Source organism: Sphingobacterium kitahiroshimense, from assembly GCF_025961315.1.
Lineage (GTDB): Bacteria > Bacteroidota > Bacteroidia > Sphingobacteriales > Sphingobacteriaceae > Sphingobacterium > Sphingobacterium anhuiense.
The window spans coordinates 5003336-5024682 of sequence record NZ_JAOQNK010000001.1 but is presented as its reverse complement, the minus strand read 5'-3'; the positions used below and the strand labels follow the sequence as shown (position 1 = coordinate 5024682).

At 36.8% G+C, this 21347-nt stretch carries 16 protein-coding genes; 6 read left to right on the top strand and 10 right to left on the bottom strand.

The genetic code is table 11. The annotated features are described in order from the left end of the window. Positions 1-22 precede the first annotated feature (22 nt). Entirely contained in the window at positions 23-1147 is a 1125-nt protein-coding gene (locus M2265_RS21760; protein ID WP_132770748.1) for a lipid II:glycine glycyltransferase FemX, read from the bottom strand. Positions 1148-1425: 278 nt separating this feature from the next. After that, positions 1426-2409, bottom strand: a complete 984-nt coding sequence (locus M2265_RS21755; RefSeq protein WP_132770750.1) for a lipoate--protein ligase — start codon at positions 2407-2409, stop codon at positions 1426-1428. A gap of 356 nt (positions 2410-2765) precedes the next feature. On the opposite strand from M2265_RS21755, the gene M2265_RS21750 reads away from it, so the two are divergent. From M2265_RS21750 to M2265_RS21740, 3 genes are all read left to right on the top strand, one after another. Then, on the top strand, positions 2766-4292 hold the full coding sequence (locus tag M2265_RS21750; protein ID WP_132770751.1) for an NYN domain-containing protein: 1527 nt from the start codon (positions 2766-2768) through the stop codon (positions 4290-4292). A 724-nt stretch (positions 4293-5016) separates the two neighbouring features. After that, positions 5017-5529, top strand: coding sequence for an RNA polymerase sigma factor (locus tag M2265_RS21745; RefSeq protein ID WP_021188078.1), 513 nt, complete (start codon positions 5017-5019; stop codon positions 5527-5529). Beyond that, complete coding sequence (locus M2265_RS21740) at positions 5519-6196, top strand: hypothetical protein (RefSeq protein ID WP_132770753.1); 678 nt, start codon at positions 5519-5521, stop codon at positions 6194-6196. Before M2265_RS21745 ends, M2265_RS21740 begins: the two co-directional genes overlap by 11 nt. Positions 6197-6274: 78 nt before the next feature. Here M2265_RS21740 and M2265_RS21735 read toward each other — a convergent pair whose 3' ends face one another. Genes M2265_RS21735 through M2265_RS21725 form a run of 3 tightly spaced genes read right to left on the bottom strand, consistent with a single transcriptional unit; the run spans position 6275 to position 9839 of the window. Next, positions 6275-7510, bottom strand: coding sequence for a Glu/Leu/Phe/Val dehydrogenase dimerization domain-containing protein (locus tag M2265_RS21735; protein WP_232789195.1), 1236 nt, complete (start codon positions 7508-7510; stop codon positions 6275-6277). Positions 7511-7528: 18 nt separating this feature from the next. Beyond that, positions 7529-8656: a 4-hydroxyphenylpyruvate dioxygenase gene (gene hppD / locus M2265_RS21730; RefSeq protein ID WP_132770755.1), complete on the bottom strand. Its 1128-nt coding sequence runs from the start codon at positions 8654-8656 to the stop codon at positions 7529-7531. A 25-nt stretch (positions 8657-8681) separates the two neighbouring features. After that, positions 8682-9839 (bottom strand): homogentisate 1,2-dioxygenase, encoded by a 1158-nt coding sequence (locus M2265_RS21725; RefSeq protein WP_132770757.1) that lies wholly within the window; start codon positions 9837-9839, stop codon positions 8682-8684. 385 nt (positions 9840-10224) lie between these two features. Here M2265_RS21725 and M2265_RS21720 point away from each other — a divergent pair, with 385 nt between their 5' ends. Next, positions 10225-11199 carry a fumarylacetoacetate hydrolase family protein gene (locus M2265_RS21720; RefSeq protein ID WP_132770759.1) on the top strand — a complete coding sequence of 325 codons (975 nt, stop codon included), beginning with the start codon at positions 10225-10227 and terminating at the stop codon, positions 11197-11199. Positions 11200-11229: 30 nt separating this feature from the next. Then, complete coding sequence (locus M2265_RS21715; protein ID WP_132770760.1) at positions 11230-12135, top strand: flavin reductase family protein; 906 nt, start codon at positions 11230-11232, stop codon at positions 12133-12135. Between the two features lie 144 nt (positions 12136-12279). Here M2265_RS21715 and M2265_RS21710 read toward each other — a convergent pair whose 3' ends face one another. Both M2265_RS21710 and M2265_RS21705 read right to left on the bottom strand, forming a co-directional pair. Further along, on the bottom strand, positions 12280-14049 hold the full coding sequence (locus tag M2265_RS21710) for an aromatic amino acid hydroxylase (protein WP_132770762.1): 1770 nt from the start codon (positions 14047-14049) through the stop codon (positions 12280-12282). Between the two features lie 291 nt (positions 14050-14340). Next, on the bottom strand, positions 14341-14877 hold the full coding sequence (locus M2265_RS21705) for a GNAT family N-acetyltransferase (RefSeq protein ID WP_207902443.1): 537 nt from the start codon (positions 14875-14877) through the stop codon (positions 14341-14343). 536 nt (positions 14878-15413) lie between these two features. Here M2265_RS21705 and M2265_RS21700 point away from each other — a divergent pair. Further along, a complete protein-coding gene (locus M2265_RS21700; RefSeq protein ID WP_132770764.1) occupies positions 15414-16412 on the top strand; it encodes a beta-ketoacyl-ACP synthase III in 999 nt (332 codons plus the stop codon). A 94-nt stretch (positions 16413-16506) separates the two neighbouring features. Here the strand turns inward: M2265_RS21700 and M2265_RS21695 are convergent, their stop codons facing one another. From M2265_RS21695 to M2265_RS21685, 3 genes are read right to left on the bottom strand one after another with little or no spacing between them, the layout of a single operon-like run. After that, positions 16507-18189 (bottom strand): sodium/sugar symporter, encoded by a 1683-nt coding sequence (locus M2265_RS21695; RefSeq protein WP_132770765.1) that lies wholly within the window; start codon positions 18187-18189, stop codon positions 16507-16509. Between the two features lie 37 nt (positions 18190-18226). Then, the gene (gene xylA / locus M2265_RS21690) at positions 18227-19555 is read right to left on the bottom strand and encodes a xylose isomerase (RefSeq protein ID WP_132770767.1); all 1329 of its coding nucleotides are present in this window, start codon (positions 19553-19555) and stop codon (positions 18227-18229) included. Between the two features lie 11 nt (positions 19556-19566). Beyond that, on the bottom strand, positions 19567-21042 hold the full coding sequence (locus M2265_RS21685) for a xylulokinase (RefSeq protein ID WP_132770769.1): 1476 nt from the start codon (positions 21040-21042) through the stop codon (positions 19567-19569). Positions 21043-21347 lie beyond the last annotated feature (305 nt).

The window sequence follows — 21347 nt, the reverse complement described above, 5'->3', positions numbered from 1 at the left end:
GCTATGATCAACCCTTTTTAATTTAACTCAAGTGGTAACTCTGGTTCTTGAATTCCATAGAAGTATAATATTTATATTTCTCATTATCCAGTGGATAATCCCAACAACCCATACGATGAAAGATTTCACCACCAAAACCCGTTTTAAATCGGTACAATCCATACATCGGATGTGACTCATCTGCCTGCGGAGCAACTCCAAAAAAATCATATTCAGTACAGCCTTTTTCTTTTGCGATTTGCATAGCACGCCATTGCAATGCATAGGTTGCCATATAATTTCTATTTTCTGTGGCTGATGCTCCGTAAAGATATGTCCCCCTGTTTGCTGACACGACTAAAAACATGGCTGCTAACGGTTTGCCTTCGACCTCAGCAACTAATAAATGAACTTCTGCCGGTGAAAGGGTATCATTAGCACGAGCAGAAAGTACAATTCTAAAATAGCTGATATCATGTAAAAAGAAATTATTCCGCACTGCAGTCTGTTTATACAGGTCATACCAAATCGCTAAACTATCCATACCAAGAGAGCGAATGTTGACTCCTTTTCGCTTTGCTAAATGGACATTATAACGCGTTTTAGCCTTCATTGCACCTAATAAGCTATCTTCATCTTTTCTCAAATCCATAAAAATGGTATTTGAAGGTAAAATATCGGTATTGGCTTTTCTTAAGTTCCAATTATTGGTATTAAAATTAAAACGGATTTCCTGAATTTTTTTATCCGGAACTCCTAACCAGTTGCCATTGATATCATAGCAGTCATCGTCTTTTGCCCAATGTGATTCCCAAGATAAATCATAACGAATCATAATGCAGTTTTTAGGTAAACAAGATCTTAAACTCTCGGACAATTGCTCCAAGAAATAGCCTTGATTTTCAACTGATGGTTCGATCTCTGGTCCATAGGGAACGTAGGCAATACTGTGCTCCTGATCGATAGCCTGAATCAAAATCAATAGATCTCCTATAAAATAGGCACTGTCTTCGGAATCGACATAAAGATCTGCTATCTTAGTTTTAAAATTAAATGCTTTTGAAGTTACACCCTGTAACCTTTTTACTTCAGACCAATAGGCCGTTTGCTGAATGATTGATGTTTGATAAATCTGTTTAATTTCTTTGTCTTCTATTTCGGCAATCATGACGTTTTTTAATATTAAATCAATGGGCATTGAAATTTGAAACTTCCGTTTTCAAATTTCAATGCCCAAAACGACAAACATAACCATAAAGATTAAAGACGGCAAGTCCATTTGTCAGGGACTTGTTAAAATGAAGCATAATTATCAAAGATGCGAGATCTTCTTGCTGACTTCAAATAAGAAAAAGGGTAAAGTTAAGACTTAAAAATTATGAGCACTCTTCAAATTGGCTTAAAAATTCAATAACGAGCGAAGAGTACTACTGAAATAACCCACAGTTATTTGAACAATTCCATTAATTCTGCAATATTAACTTTACCGAAGTAAGCCGTTACATCATGCTTTTCCAGTAATTGTGCAAGGTGGACAGCCTCATGTTTTTGTCCGATCAATATATTCTCCAGCTCCTCAATTGGTTTTGATGCAAAAAAATCTCCAAATATCTTCGCCTTTTCAATATACCCTTTATGGACATCTAAATGTATTTCAATAAATCCAGCAGGTATCTTTATGGCTTTCTTAAAATTGTAATTAGGAGAAAAGCCAAAATTCCATTCCCAGGTACTGTACTTTTCTGCTACCAATTTTTCGATCCCCAGAATATCTTCATCCGTTAGTTTATAAATCTTAGCTTCAGGATTATTCTTTCTCATCTCCTCAATCAACAATTGCTTGAAAGCTGAGACTGTCATATCTTGTGGTAAGTACTCATTCAGATTAATTACACGTGCACGATTGGACTTGACAGCTTTATCTATAAACTTCAAAGGATTAACTTTTAGCGCATCGCCCAGTACCTCCATCTGTGAACTAATCAATAACGTACCATGTTGGATCATTTTTCCATTTTTTGCAAGTTTGGCATTTCCACTAAATTTCTTCCCTTCAATCAACAAATCATTTCTCCCCTCCAATTTTGCAGGTATGTTCATACTATTTAACAACGATACGACGGGCTGAGTAAATGTCGAGAAATCCATAAAATCATTTTCGCCCAACAAGATGTGAAAAGAAAAATTCAGATTCCCAAGATCATGATAAACCGCTCCTCCACCTGACATCCTTCGAACGACCTTTATTCCTTGAGCTTGAACATAATCCAAGTTAATTTCAGCTAATGTATTTTGAAATTTGCCTATGATAATTGAAGGTGCATTAATATACAGAAGGAAAATAGCTTCTTTTGGGTATTTATATAATAAGTATTCTTCCGATGCTATATTAAAATAAGCATTATTAGAAGGTGAATCGATAATCAACATAAGATTGAAATTTTAACAAAAATAATAAGTTTTTGACAGAAAGACGATGCCGGGCCTTCAGTGCTTTATACAGGATCAAGTCTGGTCAATAATACCTTCATAAATAAACAGTTTTAATCTCTAACAATGAAATAGCTTCAATAATTGAAAAAAGGGGAACATGGATTAAGAAAAATATTAAATGAAACCATTATATTTACAAGAGAAGAGCTATTAAAATAACGTTAAATACTTTTCCACGAAGTGTATTACGCTGCTTTTTTTATCAACTATACTTCGTTCAGATTACATTAGAGAAATAAATGATTAGAATTTTATTGCAAAATAATAGATCGTGCATATTAAAGAAATAAGGGATGCCAGAAGAAACAGAAAAAAAAATAGCGATCTTAATTGATGCTGATAATATCTCCTATAAAAAGATAGAAGAGATATTGAATGAAGTAAAGCGATATGGGATCCCTACTATCAAGCGTATTTATGGAGACTGGACTAGTCCTTATGTTGAAAACTGGAAAGACAGTCTTTTGACTCATGCTATAACACCTATTCAGCAATACAGTTATACACAGGGCAAAAACTCGACCGATTCGGCTTTGATCATAGATGCCATGGATATCCTACACTCGGATCGGGTAGATGGATTTTGCATTGTTTCAAGTGACAGTGATTTCACACGTTTAGCAACTAGGCTACGTGAATCAGGAAAACTTGTCATTGGCATAGGAGAAAGAAAAACACCAAAACCGTTCATATCTTCATGTGATAAGTTTATCTATGTGGAAATTCTTGAGAAAGAAGTTTCAAAAAAGGCGGTAAAAAAGAAAAACAATAATACCAGTCCGACGCCATCACCAATTGAACGGAATAAAATATCAGCATTGGATGAAGAGACGCTCGAACTATTAAAAGACACTGTAGATGATACGGCTGATGAAAGCGGATGGGCATTTTTAGGGGAAATTGGTAGTTTATTTAATAAAAGAAAACCTGATTTTGATGCCCGTAATTATGGATATGAAAAAATATCGCATCTTTTCAAGGCTTATAAAGAAGATTTTGAGATTGAAGAACGGAATACTGAAAAATCAAGAATAAAGAATTACTACATTAGAAATATCATTAATAAAGTCACACCGGCTACTCCTGCCGTCCCGAAAGCGGAGCATCCTACTCCTAATCAATCAAAAACGACACAGTCTCACTCCAGTTCCGCGCAAACAGGACATAAAGGACATAATCAAGGAAAGCAAAATAATCCGGGGCAAAATAAAGTGGCAAATACACCGAATTCCACCAAAACAGAAAGTGTATCTAGTCATCAAGGAAAGACTGTGAATACGCAGAATCCCCCTGATCAAGCAGAAAATATCTCCGGAAATCAAAAACAAGAAAATACAAAATCAAGTTCTGCGAAATCCAAAAGTGCGACCAATAATCAGAAACAAGGGAAAGGGCAAGCTCACACTGAAAAAGCTGAAATTACTGTAACTAATCAAGGTAATGCAGACAATAATGCTTCAGAAGCTACTCAAACAACTGATGGAACACCTTCAACAGTAAAAAATACAACAATAAATTTAGAAACGGCAATCCTTCCCTCTAAAGGAAATCAGATCACTGCAGAAGATGTTACTAAAAATCAGATTAGGATCACGAAGGATCTAAAACAATTGTTCCCAAATAAGACAAAAAAAATCCGAATTCTTATTGATAATGAATATGAGTGTTCCTTTTCTTATAGAAGAGATCGTTCACATGTGCTCAGTCTGGGAACTGCTGCCGCACAAGAGTTGGAACTTGAAGCAGGAATATCCATTAAAGTTACAAAACTAGGCGAAAACTCTTATCAATTAGAGAAAGTGATTAAAGAAAGTAACTAAAATTACTGCAAATCATGTAACATTGTTAATGTAACACAATTAATAATAATTAGTTTATCTTTTGGCGTAAAATTTGAAATAACTTTTATTCATAATTTAGATTAATAATTGGTTAGAAAATGCCTAAGGCTCCCAACCTGAGGCATTTTCATTTTTAAACCTTTATGCTCAGGTTCAGAATATTCTCAAATACTCCTCTAACCCTTAATTAAACACCTTTTAATCTAATAAATTAAAAGCTTAACATAATTTTAATTTAGGATAATTAACAAATTACTAAACGAAATATTAAAAATCAATATCATAGTTTTATTGTTATAGTATATAAATAAGCCGTGCATAAATGATTTCCAAAACCGAAGTGAACTTAGAAGTACACAGTATGTATAGGGCAATATAAAAAGTTATGAGCTAACTTCCGGAACAATCAAATACCTAATGGATTACCAATAGCATTAATCCATTCGTAAAACAGGACAAAGACATGACGTAGGAAATTTATGGCAATCGTAATTCAGTTAGGCTATGTGCACTTGTAAATTCATCCGGATAAAATCCTATTTTTAGAACAGCCCAGAAGCCTTGATTTAATTTAGCAAAAAAAAGTGTAACGAAACAACAAGACCCTGTACTTACTAACAAACAGAAAGGAACATATCCTTAAGCAGTAGGTTTATGAAAAGAAATAAGGCATTACTAATTAAAACATTTGCAAAAGCATAATATGCAAGCAGACTCTTTAATCGAAAAAACATTTTTAAACCTAGTAGAGGTTCACAAAGGCATCTTGCATAAGGTCGCTCGATTGTACATGGACAGTTCGGAAGATCGGGAAGATTTGCAACAGGAAATCATCATACAATTGTGGAGATCCTATCAGAACTTTAAAGGAGAGAGTGCCTTTTCGTCCTGGATGTACCGGGTGGCTATTAACACAGCCATTTCCTATTTTAAAAAAGAAAAACGAAGAAGTGATGTGTATACTTACGACAATATAAAAGAGCCTGAAAATGAAGATTACAATCCTGAAAAAGATAGACAGCTAGAGATTTTTTACCAGGCGGTACAGGAACTAAATGCGGTGGAAAAAGCTTTGATCTTTTACTTTATGGAAGGACTATCGCATCGAGAGACAGGTATACAGCTCGGTTTAAGTGAAGGAAATGTACGTGTAAAATTGAATAGAACGAAAGAAAAATTACAACAAATCATAAAAAAAACAAATTATGAATCTTGATGAATTAAAAACGGCATGGAATTCCGAAAGCACAAATGATGTGCGTATTCCATCAAAAATAAAACAGCTCGGGCAGGCTAAGCATCCTTTAGATAAACTAAAACGGAAAATGAAAAATGAATGGTATATGCAGATTATAGCTATCCTATTTTTACTATTCTTTCCACAAGTCATGCATATCCATCCATCGTTGTATATTATTTATTACACATCTTATGCTTTGCTGGTTATAATCTCAGTTTATTATCTCAGCCTTTTCCGTTTATTTTACAATAAGATCAACGATTATACAGCCGATACAAAGGATAGTCTATTGGAAATATACTATGAGCTTAAAATTAATATTGAGCGATACCATGCCTTTGGTTTTCTTTTACTTCCCGTAGCACTTGTGGCTATTGCATTATATGTAAATACAATTAAATTAGAAAGAGGTGAAAGTTTTCCTGCAGAATCTCACAGCGATATCATATCGTTTATCATTCTTACATTGGTTGTCAGTTTTACATTTATTTTATCCATTCTGGCTTGGACAAAATATATTTATGGTCCCTATGTTAAACAATTGAAAAAAATTTTGGATGAACTGAAAGAAGAAGAACTTAAAGAGAATGAATTTAATATAAATCATTCGAATGAAAATATACAAAAAGACGGTAGGCAATAAACGATATCAAAAATCAATTACAGAAAAAAGCATTTGCTGAACGGCAAATGCTTTTTCCATTATATGTTGACATCTCGATTACACCAATTGTTTTAGTGCAATTTCATATGCTTTTGAAGACAGATGTATTTTGGATTCTGATATTGCTCTAATCCGATCTATAGCTTGCCCGATAACACGAGATACATCCGAAAATAACGCATCATCAGAAATTTCTACATTGGGTTGCATCAGATAGGCGAACACACGAGCCATACCACAATTTGCTATAAAATCTGGAATGACAGAGACTTGAGAATCGGCATATTCCATGACCGGTCCATAAAATATTTCCCGATCTGAAAAGGGAACATTCGCTCCAGAAGCAATCAACTCCAATCCGTGTGTGACTAATTCGCTTACCTGTTCTTTTGAAACCAAACGAGAAGCAGCTGCCGGAATAAAAATAGATGCACCCATACGCCAGATCTGGCTATTGACTTCTTCAAAAGATAACAAATCTGGGCTTGCTAGTTCATTTCCTTTACGATTTAAAAATAGTGCAGTGATCTCGTCTTCTGTAAAGCCCAACGGATTTATTAAACCTCCTGCCCGGTCAATAATGCCTACAATCTTAACCCCTAATTTGCTTAAATAAAATGCAGCCGCCGCGGCTACATTCCCCCATCCCTGTATAATTGCACTTTTACCAATACAATCGGTATCGTAACATCTGTAAAAGTGTTTAACAGCTTCTGCCACACCATAACCAGTAATCATGTCAGCAATTTTGTATTTGCGCTTCATATCCGGACTGTACTGCGGGTCTTCCAAAACTTTAGAAACACCGTACCGCAACTGCCCTATCTGATGAATTCGTTCATTTTCACGCACATTAAAATGTCCATTCAATACCCCCTCTTGCGGGTGCCAAAGGCCATACTGTTCTGTCAAAGGAATAACATCATGAATTTCATCGACATTCAGATCACCGCCTGTACCATAGTAATTTTTAAGTAACGGAGTGACCACCTTAAACCATCTATCCAGTACTCCTTTTTTTCGTGGATCTGAAGGATCAAAGTTAATTCCAGATTTAGCCCCACCGATTGGAGGTCCAGAAACTGTAAATTTAACCTCCATGGTTTTAGCCAATGATTCAACTTCATTTTTATCTAACCCCTTTCTCATGCGTGTCCCTCCTCCTGCGGCACCTCCACGCAAAGAATTGATAACCACCCAGCCTTCAGCCTCTGTTTCCGTATCATTCCATTCAAATACGATCTCAGGTCTTTTACGCTCAAACGCCTGCAGCAGATCTTTCATGTTTTCCATATTCTCGCTAATCTATGATTATAAATTTCCTCGCTTTGCCTGTTCACGTTCTATTGCTTCAAACAAAGCTTTAAAATTTCCAGCGCCAAAACTTTGAGCACCTTTACGTTGTATGATTTCAAAAAACAAAGTTGGTCGATCTTCTACTGGCTTAGTAAAAATCTGTAAGAGATAACCTTCATCATCACGATCAACAAGTATTCCGAGGTCTTGAATAATTTTTATTTCTTCATCAATTTGACCGACACGATCGGGTAACATATCATAATACGCTTCTGGTGGTGCTCCTAAGAATTCAACACCTCGCGCTTTCAGCTCTTTTACTGTTTTGACAATATCTTTCGTCGCTAATGCAGCATGCTGTACACCTTCACCTTCATAAAATTCCAGATACTCTTCAATCTGCGATTTCTTTTGTCCCTCTGCAGGCTCATTGATCGGAAATTTCACATATCCATTCCCATTACTCATCACTTTGCTCATTAATGCAGAATATTCGGTATTGATCTGCTTATCATCAAAAGAAAGTACATTAACGAAGCCCATAACCTGCTGATACCACTCGACCGTTTCATTCATCTTGTTCCAACCGACATTTCCAACACAATGGTCTATATATAGCAAGCCTACTTCTTCTGGCTGATAATCACTTTCCCATGCTTGATAACCTGGTAAAAATACACCGTTATAATTTTTACGTTCTACAAATAGATGAACCGTTTCTCCGTAAGTATATATACCCGAGGTAACTGCCTCTCCATATTCATCAGATAATACCTGTGGCTCCTGATACACTTGAGCACCTCGCTTAGTTGTTTCTTCAAAAGCTTTTGTAGCATCATCTACCCAGAGGGCAAGAATCTTAACACCATCACCATGCTTTTTAACATGTTCTGAAATGAGGTGGTCTGATCGTAATGCAGTAGTCAACACCAGACGAATCTTACCTTGTCTTAAAACATAGGATGCACGGTCCCGTACCCCCGTTTCTGGACCTGCATATGCTTCGGACTGAAATCCAAAAGCCGTCTTGTAAAAATGTGCGGCCTGCTTCGCATTGCCCACATAAAATTCAATATAGTCAGTACCGTTAATGGGCAAAAAATCTTGCGCCAAAGCTATTTTTTCAGCAAAAGTCTGTTTCATTTTAGATTTCTTTTATAATTTATTATTAACTCAACCAGGATTTAAAATATTCTTGATCTTCAATTTCCAAAGCTTCTTCTGTCAGCATTAATGGTCTAAAAGGGTCGATCATAACCGCTAATTCATCGGTCTGTTTCTGACCGATACTTTTCTCCACTGTTCCAGGATGTGGACCGTGAGGAATTCCTCCAGGATGTAGCGTAATTTGACCACGCTCTACACTTTTACGGCTCATAAAATCGCCATCTACATAATATAGAACCTCGTCGGAATCCACATTGCTGTGGCTATAAGGAGCTGGAATCGAGTCCGGATGATAATCATATAGACGTGGACAGAAACTGCAAATAACAAAACTGTCGGTTTCAAAGGTCTGATGTACCGGTGGCGGTTGATGCAATTTCCCCGTAATAGGCATAAAATCATGGATTGAAAACGCCCAAGGATAGTGATAACCATCCCAGCCAATGAAATCAAAAGGATGACTACCATATATATACGGATATATTAATCCCTGTTTTTTAATTTTCACTTCAAAGTCACCTAATGAATCATTAGTCTCTAATTGTGACGGTTTTCTAATATCGCGTTCATAAAATGGCGCATGTTCCATCAATTGACCAAATTCATTTCGATAACGCTTTGGCGTACGGATCGGCGAAAAGGATTCAATAATAAATAATCGATTCTCAGATTGATCAAAATGAATCTGATAAATCACACCGCGAGGAATAACAATATAGTCACCATATGAAAATGGAATCTGACCATAACCTGTTTTAACGACACCTGATCCCTGATGAATAAAAATAATTTCATCCGCTTGACTATTTTTATAAAAATAATCCGTCATAGATTGTCTAGGAGCTGCTAACGATATATGCAAATCATCATTGACCAGAACCGGTACCCGACTTTCCAGATAATCGTCTTTCGACTTTATAGCAAATCCTTTTAGACTCGTGTGTTTCAAATGCTTTCGCCGTGCTATTTTAGGAGACACATCATAGGGTTCTCCAATCTGTTTAACTAATGTTGGCGGATGACAGTGATAAACCAACGAATATGTGCTTGAGAATCCGTGTGTAGAAACCAGTTCTTCGGAATACAAAGCACCATTAGGTTTCCGAAATACGGTATGCCTTTTAGAAGGAACTTTCCCCAATTGATGATAAATTGGCATAAGTAAATAAGTTTTAAAAAGTGAAATGATATATATAGTGAAGCATGGATCAAACGAATGACACAAGCACAGATAAATAAGAAAAGAGGAAAAATTTAATACTGCGCAAACACCACAGCAGCGATCAAGGCCTTCAAGAAAGCACTCATTCCGAAAATGACTCTTACATATGTGAGTCTGCTGGTGTTCATAATTGGATTTTTGTTTATATCAAATATAATATTTTAATTTTTAATAATTCATAAAAAACAAAGAAAGTTAACCCCGAACTTCCTATATTTAACCAAATTACATCAAACACGGTGTACAAAAATTCTTTTTTAACGTTGAAAACGTACATATAAATAAAAGAGAAAACCGATTTCAATACTATATTCATGACATTATGAAACTTGTTACCTGTATTCTGGAAGATAGTGAACACCTTGCTTTTTTAATTGGTACATCTATATATCCTTGTGGGAATGTTGATTCTAAATTTCCAGATTCTATGGATAAATATCTCCATGCAGCTTTAAGTATCAAAGCCGCCATGAAGGATGCCTATCAAAAGCTTTTTAGTTCAAAAAATGAAGAAACACACCATACACTTGCTAACACAATATTAGAAGCTCCCATACCCCGTCCAGGTTCTTTACGCGATGCTTATGCATTTCGTCAGCATGTAGCAACCTCCCGTAGAAACCGTGGTTTAGAGATGATTCCTGAATTTGATCAATTTCCTGTCTTCTATTTTTCAAACCACCGTGCTATCTACGGTCCAGGCGCTGTTTCCTGCATGCCCAAACATTTAGACAAACTTGATTTTGAATTGGAAGTTGCTATTGTTATTGATAAACAGGGTAAAAATATACCTGCATCAGAAGCGGACTCTTATATTGGTGGCTTCATGATCATGAATGATATCAGTGCCCGAACATTACAGATGGAAGAAATGAAACTTAACTTGGGGCCTGCTAAAGGAAAAGATTTTGCGACGGTGATAGGCCCCTGTCTAGTTACAGCAGATGAATTGGAAAAATATCGTGTTGATCCGCCCATGGGCCATATTGGCGTCTGCTATGATCTTGAAATGACCTGCTCAGTTAATGGAAAATTAGTATCCAAAGGAAACCTGCGCGATATGAACTGGACGTTTGCTGAAATCATAGAACGTGTATCCTATGGTGTTGAAGTATTTCCAGGAGATGTCATCGGCTCAGGTACTGTTGGTACTGGTTGTTTTCTGGAGCTTAATGGGACTGCGAAGCTGCATGATCCATCTCATAAAGAACAATGGTTACAGATCGGCGATCAAATCGTAATGGAAATTACCGGTTTAGGTCGATTACAAAATTATATTATCGCCGCAAATAATTAAGAACACTAAATTAAATAAGCTACTCAACATATGACTACAGAAAAAACAACAGTAATAGATCCAGTTGAACAACAAGCAATATTTGATAATCTTATCAAATATGCGGTAGCTCCGCGTCCTATCTGTTTTGCAAGTACAATTGATGCGGCAGGAAATGTCAACCTGAGCCCTTTTAGCTACTTTAATTTTATGTCTCAGCAACCCCCTATCTGTGTTTTTTCACCATTGCGGCGAATGCGCGACGGTTCTACTAAACATACCTTGGACAACATGCTAGAAGTACCAGAGGTTGTTATTAATATTGTGAATTATTCCATGGTGCAGCAACAGTCTCTCGCAAGCACCGAATATGGAAAGGGAATTAATGAATTTGATAAATCAGGTTTTACAGCTATTGCTTCAGATCTGATCAACCCTCCACGTGTGGCAGAATCACCAGTTCAATTGGAATGTAAAGTTCATGAAATTATCAATCTCGGTGATGGTCCGGGAGCAGGAAATCTCGTCATTGCAGAAATAGTCCGGATGCATATTCATGAAAACTTACTAAACGATAAAAATGAAGTCTCACAGGAATCACTTGATCTCGTTGCCCGTTTAGGTGGGAATTGGTACAGTCGCGTAACAAAAGAATCACTCTTCGAAGTTCCAAAGCCACTCCGCAATTTAGGAATCGGAGTTGACGCACTTCCTGAACATATCCGTTTTTCGGATATTCTTACGGGAAATCAGTTAGGTCGATTAGCAAATGTAGAGCAATTACCTGTATTGAATGACGAGAAGACTTTATTAGTAAATCCTGAAATTATAGCAATCTGGGAACAATCTCACGAAGATCTTGCCCTAAGACGTAAGTTGCTCCAGATGCATGCCGCAAAACTGTTAGACCAAGGTGAATTGATTTCAGCTTGGCAAATTCTTTTATTAAGAGTCTAATATTAAAATACGGTTCAAAATACCTACTGCCATGAGATATCAAACCAATAGCTCATGGCAGTTCTTTATTACTTAGCAGTCCTGGAAAGATTTATTAGTATCCCTGGATACATTTTTAAATTTCGTTCTAATCGTAGAAATGCATTACTTAGGTCCTAAAAGCAATGCTATTTGGTCGTTTTTAGCTAAGTTAATGCCATCCAAAATCAATTTACTCCAATGTTGATGATCTTGAATAATTTCCAGCAATCGATTTTCAATTTGAGTTGCTAACAAATGATCTCCATCATGAATAGCCAATTCCAGTGTTTCAATATAAGCAAGCCAATCTTCGGGATAGTTATGTGTTATATTCTGATAAATCTCACTAAGTGAAACATCCGGTTCTTGACCTGTTCTTCGGTCACGAATAACTTTATAAAGCTTATTTTTTGATTTTTCGACCTCATTTTGCTGATGCACGATTGTTTTAGTTTCTGACACAAAGGCTCCTTGCTCATAAGCTTCTTTATCTGCTGCTCCACAAAAAACCGAAACAATCTGTTTCCCTACAGCCATGTCATAAGTTCCCCATTCTGGATCAAATAGAATCTGACAGGATCTACTATCGACAACCTGACATGGGGAAAAGGTAATCAATTGATTTTTTTTATCCCGCTGTTCTATAGACTGAACAACTCCTCTTACCTCAATTCCAGAAGTAAAGATAAGTGTGGTGTGCTGCCCTATTTCAATGCCATATTCTTTTAGATCAGCAGCATCAAAATCTTCCAGTGCTTTGACTGCTCCTAACAGATACCCAACAGGAGACCCAAATCCATCAGCGTGATACGTCTTTCCATGACCAGAAAGCTGTCTATCTGCATAAGCTAATGCCGTTGGACCAACAGTCTTGATATATTCTATTTCACTCCCAGCAATACCTGTCTGAAAAAGTCCGGAGACCTGCAATCCGGAGCTATACACAATCGTACATAGGTTCTTACAAGCAATAGCCTTTTCCAAACCAACTTTTCCCCCTACCCGAAATGACATGGTATTGGCAAATTGATCTAAAACCTCTCGCAACTGATTAAAATCTTCCGTAACAAACAATTGAGGTTGTGGCTTCGTAATATCGTATGAATACGCTAATGCGTTTAAGGAATAAGGTAATTTGGGGACTTCTTTACGCATACAGGACGCACTTTCTCCAATTGATGACAAAAGCCCTGCACCATAAATTTTGGGATCATCTACTGTTCCGATTAGTCCATACTCAACCGTCCACCAATGCAATCTACTCAATAATGCCATTTCGGAAGGTTCACCCATATTTTCTTGTATAGCAATAAGCTTTGCTTCTGCACTTGACAGCTGCTCTTCGGTTGCACTACTACTTTCTTTAAGGATAGAAAGGTTTCGAATTGCCTCGTACAGTTCAAAATCTTTCTCTGAAAACATTGCCTTTGTACCAATCTCCCCAAAATATTGCAAATATGCCGCATACTCAGGCTCTCCAATGATCGGAGCATGTCCAGATGATTCATGAATAATATCTGGTGCAGGAGTATATTCAATATGTTCAATCTGACGTATATCTGCTGCTACCACGAGTACCCGATAAGCTTGAAACTCCATAAAAGCTGCAGGAGGAATAAAACCGTCCACTGTAGCCGCTCCCCAACCCATATGTTTAAGACTGTCGTTCATCGTTTGCAGATTTGGGATTTCCTCAATCGTTAATCCTGCTTTATGAAGCCCTGGAATATAGGGATAATATGCAATATTACGAAGATATGCATAGTTCTGACGCATGACATAGCGCCACACAGCCTGATCAATTGCCGTATAACGATCATATTGTTGCGGTACAATAAAACGTTTCAGATGTTGGGGTAAGCGATTTAATACTGGGTTGCCGTAAGTTTCCATTTATAATTGAGCTATAAACAAATTTAACTTATTTTCTTGAAGATAAACGATAGCATATGAAAGAGTTAGGTGTAGAAAAATCTATTTACACAAGCAAAAATGACAAGATTAGCAGTAAAATCTTGTTCTTTTTACAATCTTCTTTGCACTAAGTTGAAATCATCTAACTAAAAGTCCGAGTTAACTCAAATTTTCGCAAAAATTAATGATTCTAATATCTCCTAAACATATGCGCTTGCCCGTGTGCAGCATGCTATATTTTAAAATGCAAAAAGCTCATATTAGATCCCATCATACTTTGTAATAGTCATCTTTTCTAATTGCATACAGAACGTTAATACGGTTGGGTTCACCATGATAAGCCACTTCTTCCAAAGCTATTTTTTGTGCCCCTAATCTCTCCATTGCTTTTTTTGATCTTTCATTATTATTCCCAACATGAAAATATACAGTATCCACATGATCAAATATATAGTCGAGCATCATTTTTTTTACTTGAGGATTTACACCCGTGCCCCATGTCTTTGGACCATAAAAAGTGTAACCGATGAAAATACTGTTATCATCGGAACTATAATTGTAAAAACGTGTACTTCCTAAAATTTCATCGGACAGTTTATCCTGGATTAGGTAGGCACCTTTACTGATTACCGCACCTTCAAAGAAATTTTCAAACACAGGTCTTTTATACCGATCTTTATTAGGGTGTTGCTCCCATACTTTAGGATCATTAGCGACAGCGAAAAGCCTTTCAAAGTCATTATCCTGTAGCGGAACTAGTCTGATCTTACTATTTTCGAGTGGTGCTTGAATAGAAAATGGAATCATTGCATATATATTTTAATAACAGAAATTCAATTGGGTAAGCTTTGCCTCTATAAAAATGAGCTCCCGAACAACAAATTAATAAAACCATTCGTTAATTCAACAGGGATCTATGAAATATTTCTGGAAATTTATTATTTTCGTTTTTTTTCCGGCAGGTTATGGTTAAATAATAAAAGAAGGGCTAAAAATCTAAATAACAGACTGTTTTTTACCGTGTTTTAATTGCATTACAATAATTTCACATATTTTGTCAACAGCAACTTTATCAAAATTATATTCTAAACAATAAAACTAAAACGGTATCATAACTAGACCGTTTTGCAAAACGGTTCAAAAAAAGTGATTCATCGTAATCATTTTGTCACAATCTTAATATTTTTCATACTGTTGTAGAAATTATCCTATTTTTACACCTCCTTTACAACTCTTTTTAGAAAAGAGAAAAAGGCAGAATAAATAAAAATACTCATTAGAGATAATAAAATTAAACTAAATACCAAAAGGCGGATCATACTTGAATATGATAACCATAATATATGAATACAACTCTCCCGAATAAACTTTACGCTGCAATTACCGCAATCGGAGGTTATATCCCTCAAAATAAACGAACAAATTCTGACTTAGAAAAATTATGTGATACGAATGATGAGTGGATCATCAAAAGAACTGGTATCAAAGAACGCCGCATCTTAGAAGAAGAATTAGCGACTTCTGACATGGCCGTTCGTGCGATTCAGGATCTCGTAGCAAAGTATGGTAAAGATTTAGCTGAAGTAGATGCAATTTTAGTAGCAACTTCAACTCCTGACATGCCCATGCCTGCGACTGCGAACATCATCGCTGAAAAACTAGGTCTTACAAATGTTTGGGCTTTTGATATAAACGCTGCTTGTTCTGGTTTTCTATATGCGTTGGATATGGGTGCTTCACTTGTTGAGACAGGACGATACAAAAATGTACTTATCGTAGGAGCCGATAATATCAGCACTTATGTCGATATTCATGACCGTTCAACCAACATCCTATTCGGAGATGGTGCTGGAGTTGTATTATTGCAACCTTCGACAGAAGGAGGTGTTATGGACGCATACTTGAGAAGTAACGGAGATGGTCGCGCTTTCCTAAATATTGAAGCAGGTGGAACTCAATATCCAATAAGCTTATCGGATAATGATACACAAAAAAGATACTTACGTCAAGACGGTAAAACCGTATTTAAACAAGCGGTACAATCAATGAGTGATGCCTGCACGCAGGTCATGCAGCGCAACAACTTAACCGTTGAGGATATCAACTGGGTGGTACCACATCAAGCAAACCAACGTATTATCGATGCTGTAGGTCGCTCATTAAATATTCCTGAAGGCCGTACCTTAAGTAATATTGAGTACCTTGGGAATACAATCGCAGCGACAATTCCATTATGTATCTGGGAAAATGTAAAACAGATGAAGACTGGAGATCTTGTTATGTTAACAGCTTTTGGGGCTGGTTTCTCTTGGGGCGCAAGCTTATTCCGTTGGATGATATAATAAACTCACATTAGTAAGAAATGATATATAAAATAGGTCCGCTAACTGTAGCAGACCTATTTTTTTGTTTTATTTTTAATATTTATAGTTAACTCTACCAATAAATCATATATAGCGCAGTCGTTAACAGAATGATCAACAATGCACCAATGACGAAACCTGTATGTGGCTTGAACATTGTTCGGTCCACTTCCAATCCTTTTGATACAACACCATTTCGCTGATCGATTAAACTAATGATCAACATACCCATAATACAGATGACAAATACAAAACCCATGCGGTCTAAAAATGGAATTTCGTACAGTCCTGACGCTTTATTTAAAACAGAAAAACCAGTCGAACTTAAAAACGACAGATCTGCAATATGCGGTAAAAATTTAAACAGAACAGATAAAATAAACCCGCCTATTGTTGCAAATAAAGCTGCATTTGAAGTTGTTTTCTTCCAGAAGAATCCCAAAATGAACATCGCAAAAATACCTGGTGAAACAAATCCGGTATATTCTTGAATATATTGAAAACCACCTTTACTATCTATCCCTAAATGAGGTGCTATGATCACCGCAAGTACCATCGAAAATATAATGGTTATTTTACCGACATTGACCAATTGCTTTTCGCTTGCTTTTTTATTGAATACCTTCTGGTAAATGTCCAATGAAAAGATAGTTGCAATACTATTCGATTTACCAGCTAATGAAGCAACTACTGCTGCAGTCAAAGCGGCAAATGATAGACCTTTTAAACCCGAAGGAAGTAAATTTAATAATACTGGATATGCACGATCTGGATTTACTTCACCATTCTGAAGCATTTCAGGTTGAAATAACCCATCCTTCCATAACACATACGCAGCTATTCCCGGTAAAACAACAATAATCGGCATCAAAAGCTTGAGGAATGCTGCAAACAAAATTCCGTTTCTAGCAGTTTTAAGATCTGCACCTAAAGCTCGTTGCGTGATATATTGATTACAGCCCCAATAATTGAGGTTTACAATCCACATACCACCAATCAAGACCGTAAGCCCTGGTAAATCCAAATAATTCTCGTTATCCTGATGTAGGATCATATGAAAATGATCCGTGGCCTTAGTAGCCATAATCTGATATCCTTCTAGCACCCCTTCTCCACCGTAATTTTCTGCCACTAATTTCAGCGCCAAATACGTGGTTGCCAGACCTCCTAGAATCAAGAAGAAAACCTGAATAACATCTGTAAACCCAATAACCCGCATGCCTCCTAATGTAATAATAACAGCAAAGCAAGCGATAGCATACATACAGACCTCCAAATCGAAACCCGAAATGCTACTAACTGCGAGTGCTCCCAAATACAAAATTGAGGTTAGATTGACTACTACGTACAACATCAACCAAAATACAGCCATAATCATGGCAACCGTGCCGTTGTAGCGTTGATGCAGAAATTGAGGCATCGTAAATATCTTATTTTTAAGATATACCGGAATAAAAAAAACTGCAACAATAATCAATGTCACAGCTGCCATCCATTCATAAGTAGCAATAGCAAGCCCCATCTTAAAGCCCGAGCCGCTCATACCGATAAACTGTTCGGCAGAGATGTTAGATGCAATCAAAGAAGCGCCGATGGCCCACCAAGTTAGTGAGCCTTCTGCTAAAAAATAATCTTTAGAATCGGTACCATTGAGTCTGGTCTTCTTTTGCCGATAGACCCAAATACCGTACCCCGATACGATGATAAAGTAGATGAAAAAAACCAAATAATCTTTGGTCGCCAAGATATTATTCATATAATTAGAAGTAGGTTTATAATAAATGAATAATGTGCTATATATAACGGTTGATCAAATTCTCCATAAACTCCTGTTGACCACTGATCAACTTAGGTTCTCCCTCATTGATAGCATAAGCACGAAGATCTTCAAGAGACAGTTTACCTTGCTCAAAATCTGCTCCAGCACCTGTATCAAAACTGCTATAACGCTCTTTTCTCAATTCTCTATAAGGGGAATTTTGAAGTAAATTATCTGCAGTAACCAATGCGCGTGCAAAATTGTCCATACCACCGATATGTGCATAGAATAAATCCAAAGGATCTGTAGAATTACGTCTCACTTTAGCATCAAAATTGACACCTCCACCTTGTAATCCTCCTGCTTCAAGAATAATCATCAGTGATTCTGTCAATTCGGTTAAGTCGGTTGGAAATTGATCCGTATCCCATCCATTTTGATAATCACCACGGTTTGCATCAATTGATCCCAATAAACCAGCATCAGCAGCAACTTGTAGTTCATGTTGGAATGTATGGCCCGCTAATGTGGCATGATTTACTTCAAGATTAAGTTTAAAGTCATCCATTAGATCAAATTCACGAAGAAATCCAATCACTGTTGCGGCATCGTAGTCATATTGGTGTTTTGTTGGTTCACATGGCTTTGGCTCAATGAAAAACGTACCTTTAAATCCATTTTTACGTGCATAATCTTTTGACATATGTAGAAATTTCGCTAAATGCTCTTTCTCTCTTTTCATATTTGTATTAAGCAAGGACATATACCCTTCACGGCCACCCCAGAATACATAATTCTCACCGCCTAATGCAATCGTTGCATCAATTGCCGCTTTAACCTGAGCACCTGCATGGGACAAAACATGAAAATCAGGATTGGTAGATGCTCCATTCATGTAGCGATGGTGACTGAATAAATTTGCTGTTCCCCATAGCAATTTCACACCACTCTGTTGCTGTTTCTCTTTTGCATAAGCAACAATCTCATCAAGATGGCGTTCATTTTCATGAATATCATCGGTATAATCCACTAAATCAACATCATGAAAACAGTAATATGGCAACTGCATTTTCGTCATAAATTCAAAAGCAGCATCCATTTTATCTTTTGCACGCTCCATGATTGTTGCTTTCTTATCCCATGGAAAAAAATGCGTTTGACCACCAAATGGATCTGCCCCATTACCATTAAAAGAATGCCAATAGGCACAGGCAAATTTAAAATGCTCTGCCATGGTTCTTCCTGCGACAACACGTGTCGGATCATACCAGCGGAAAGCCAACGGATTGTCTGAATTTACACCCTCAAATTGAACTTGTTCTACATGTTTAAAGAACACATGATTTCCTGTCAAAATTTTCATCTTATCTTAATTTATAGTTTGTCTTCTAATAATTGTTTCCATTTAACATATACTTCTTCATATTGCGAAGTATGTTCTGGTTCGATTATTTTGTATTTTCGAAGCCCCTTAAAAGCTTCTTGTCGATCCGCAAATATGCCTATACCCAAACCGGCCCCTAAAGCAGCTCCAACACTACCATCATTATCATATAGCTCTACGGGTGTGTTTGTTACCCCTGCAAATGCTTCTTGAAAAACAGGGCTCAAAAACATATTGGCATGACCGGCTTTAATGACTTGCGGTGTGATCCCGTTTTCCCTTAACAGATCTAATCCATAGCGGAAGGAAAATGCTATTCCTTCTTGTGATGCCCTCCAAAGATGAGCCGTGCCATGTCTGAGGAAATCTAAATTTTGGATATGTGCTCCTATTGTTTTGTTATTCAACATCCGCTCGGCACCATTTCCAAAAGGCAGAATATTTACCCCTTCAGATCCAATTGGTATACGTGAAGCTTTCGCATTCATACTTTCATAATCATTTCCGTTACCAGTGACCTGACTGATCCAGCTATTTTGTATCCCTGTCCCATTGATGCACAATAGCACACCCAATCGTTCCGATTCGAACTCATAATTAACATGCGCGAAAGTATTTACTCGAGATTGCGGATCATGTGCTCTTTGATCAGTAACCGCATAGATAACGCCAGAGGTACCTGCAGTGGCAGCAACTTCTCCTGGTTCAAAAACATTCAAGGATAATGCATTGTTGGGTTGATCACCGGACTTGTAACAAACCATTGCTTGCGGTGATAATCCCAGTTCATTTGCTACATCCGAACGAAGCGATCCGTAATTAGAAAATACGGGTTGTACTTTAGGCACCAATTCGCGATCAATACAGTAAAAAGTTAGTAACGTATCTGAAATTTGCTGTTGTTCAAAATCCCATAGAATTCCTTCTGATATCGAACTTACATTTGTATTGATTTCACCAGTTAAGCGCATGCTCAGATAATCTCCAGGTAGCATAAACTTGTCTATTTTTTCATAAACATTTGGTTCATGTTCTTTCACCCATGCTAATTTTGAAGCTGTAAAATTACCTGGTGAATTGAGATGACTGTTCAAAAAACCCTTTCCCTCTAGTGCAGAAAATGCATTTTGACCTATATTTACAGCACGACTGTCGCACCAGATAATGGCATTACGTAGGGCGCGTTGCTCTTTATCTACCACTACTAGCCCATGCATCTGATAAGCGATACCGATAGCCTTAATATCCAAAGGGTCGTATAATCCAGATGCATTTGCTTTTTTAATGGCCAATTGTGTATTTGTCCACCACAGATTAGGGTCCTGCTCTGCCCAACCACCCTGTAGGGATATAATTTCTGCTTCCGTTTCAGGAAAATGACAAGAGATAATTTTCTTATTTGTAACTGCATCAATAACAGAAACTTTGATCGAAGATGTACCTAGATCTATTCCTAATAATAACATATTTATTCAAAATTATTTTTATATACCATTTCATCTTAACCTGGTCAATTAAACATTCGTACAGAATCAAGTAAATTAATATACCTCTCCAACGCTAGTCGTTTCTTTCGATCGTATTTTTTAAATTAAATGGCCTCTTTATTAATTTATGCTACTTCTATTTGAAGATTAAATTACTGAGGATATAATTTGGATCTGGTATGTTAGTTTAGAATCGTATAATACTATGTTTCTATCCCTTGACCAATATTATTGGTTTTCTACGTATCGCATTTATGCAACTCGTTTCTAACCTATAAATTTCA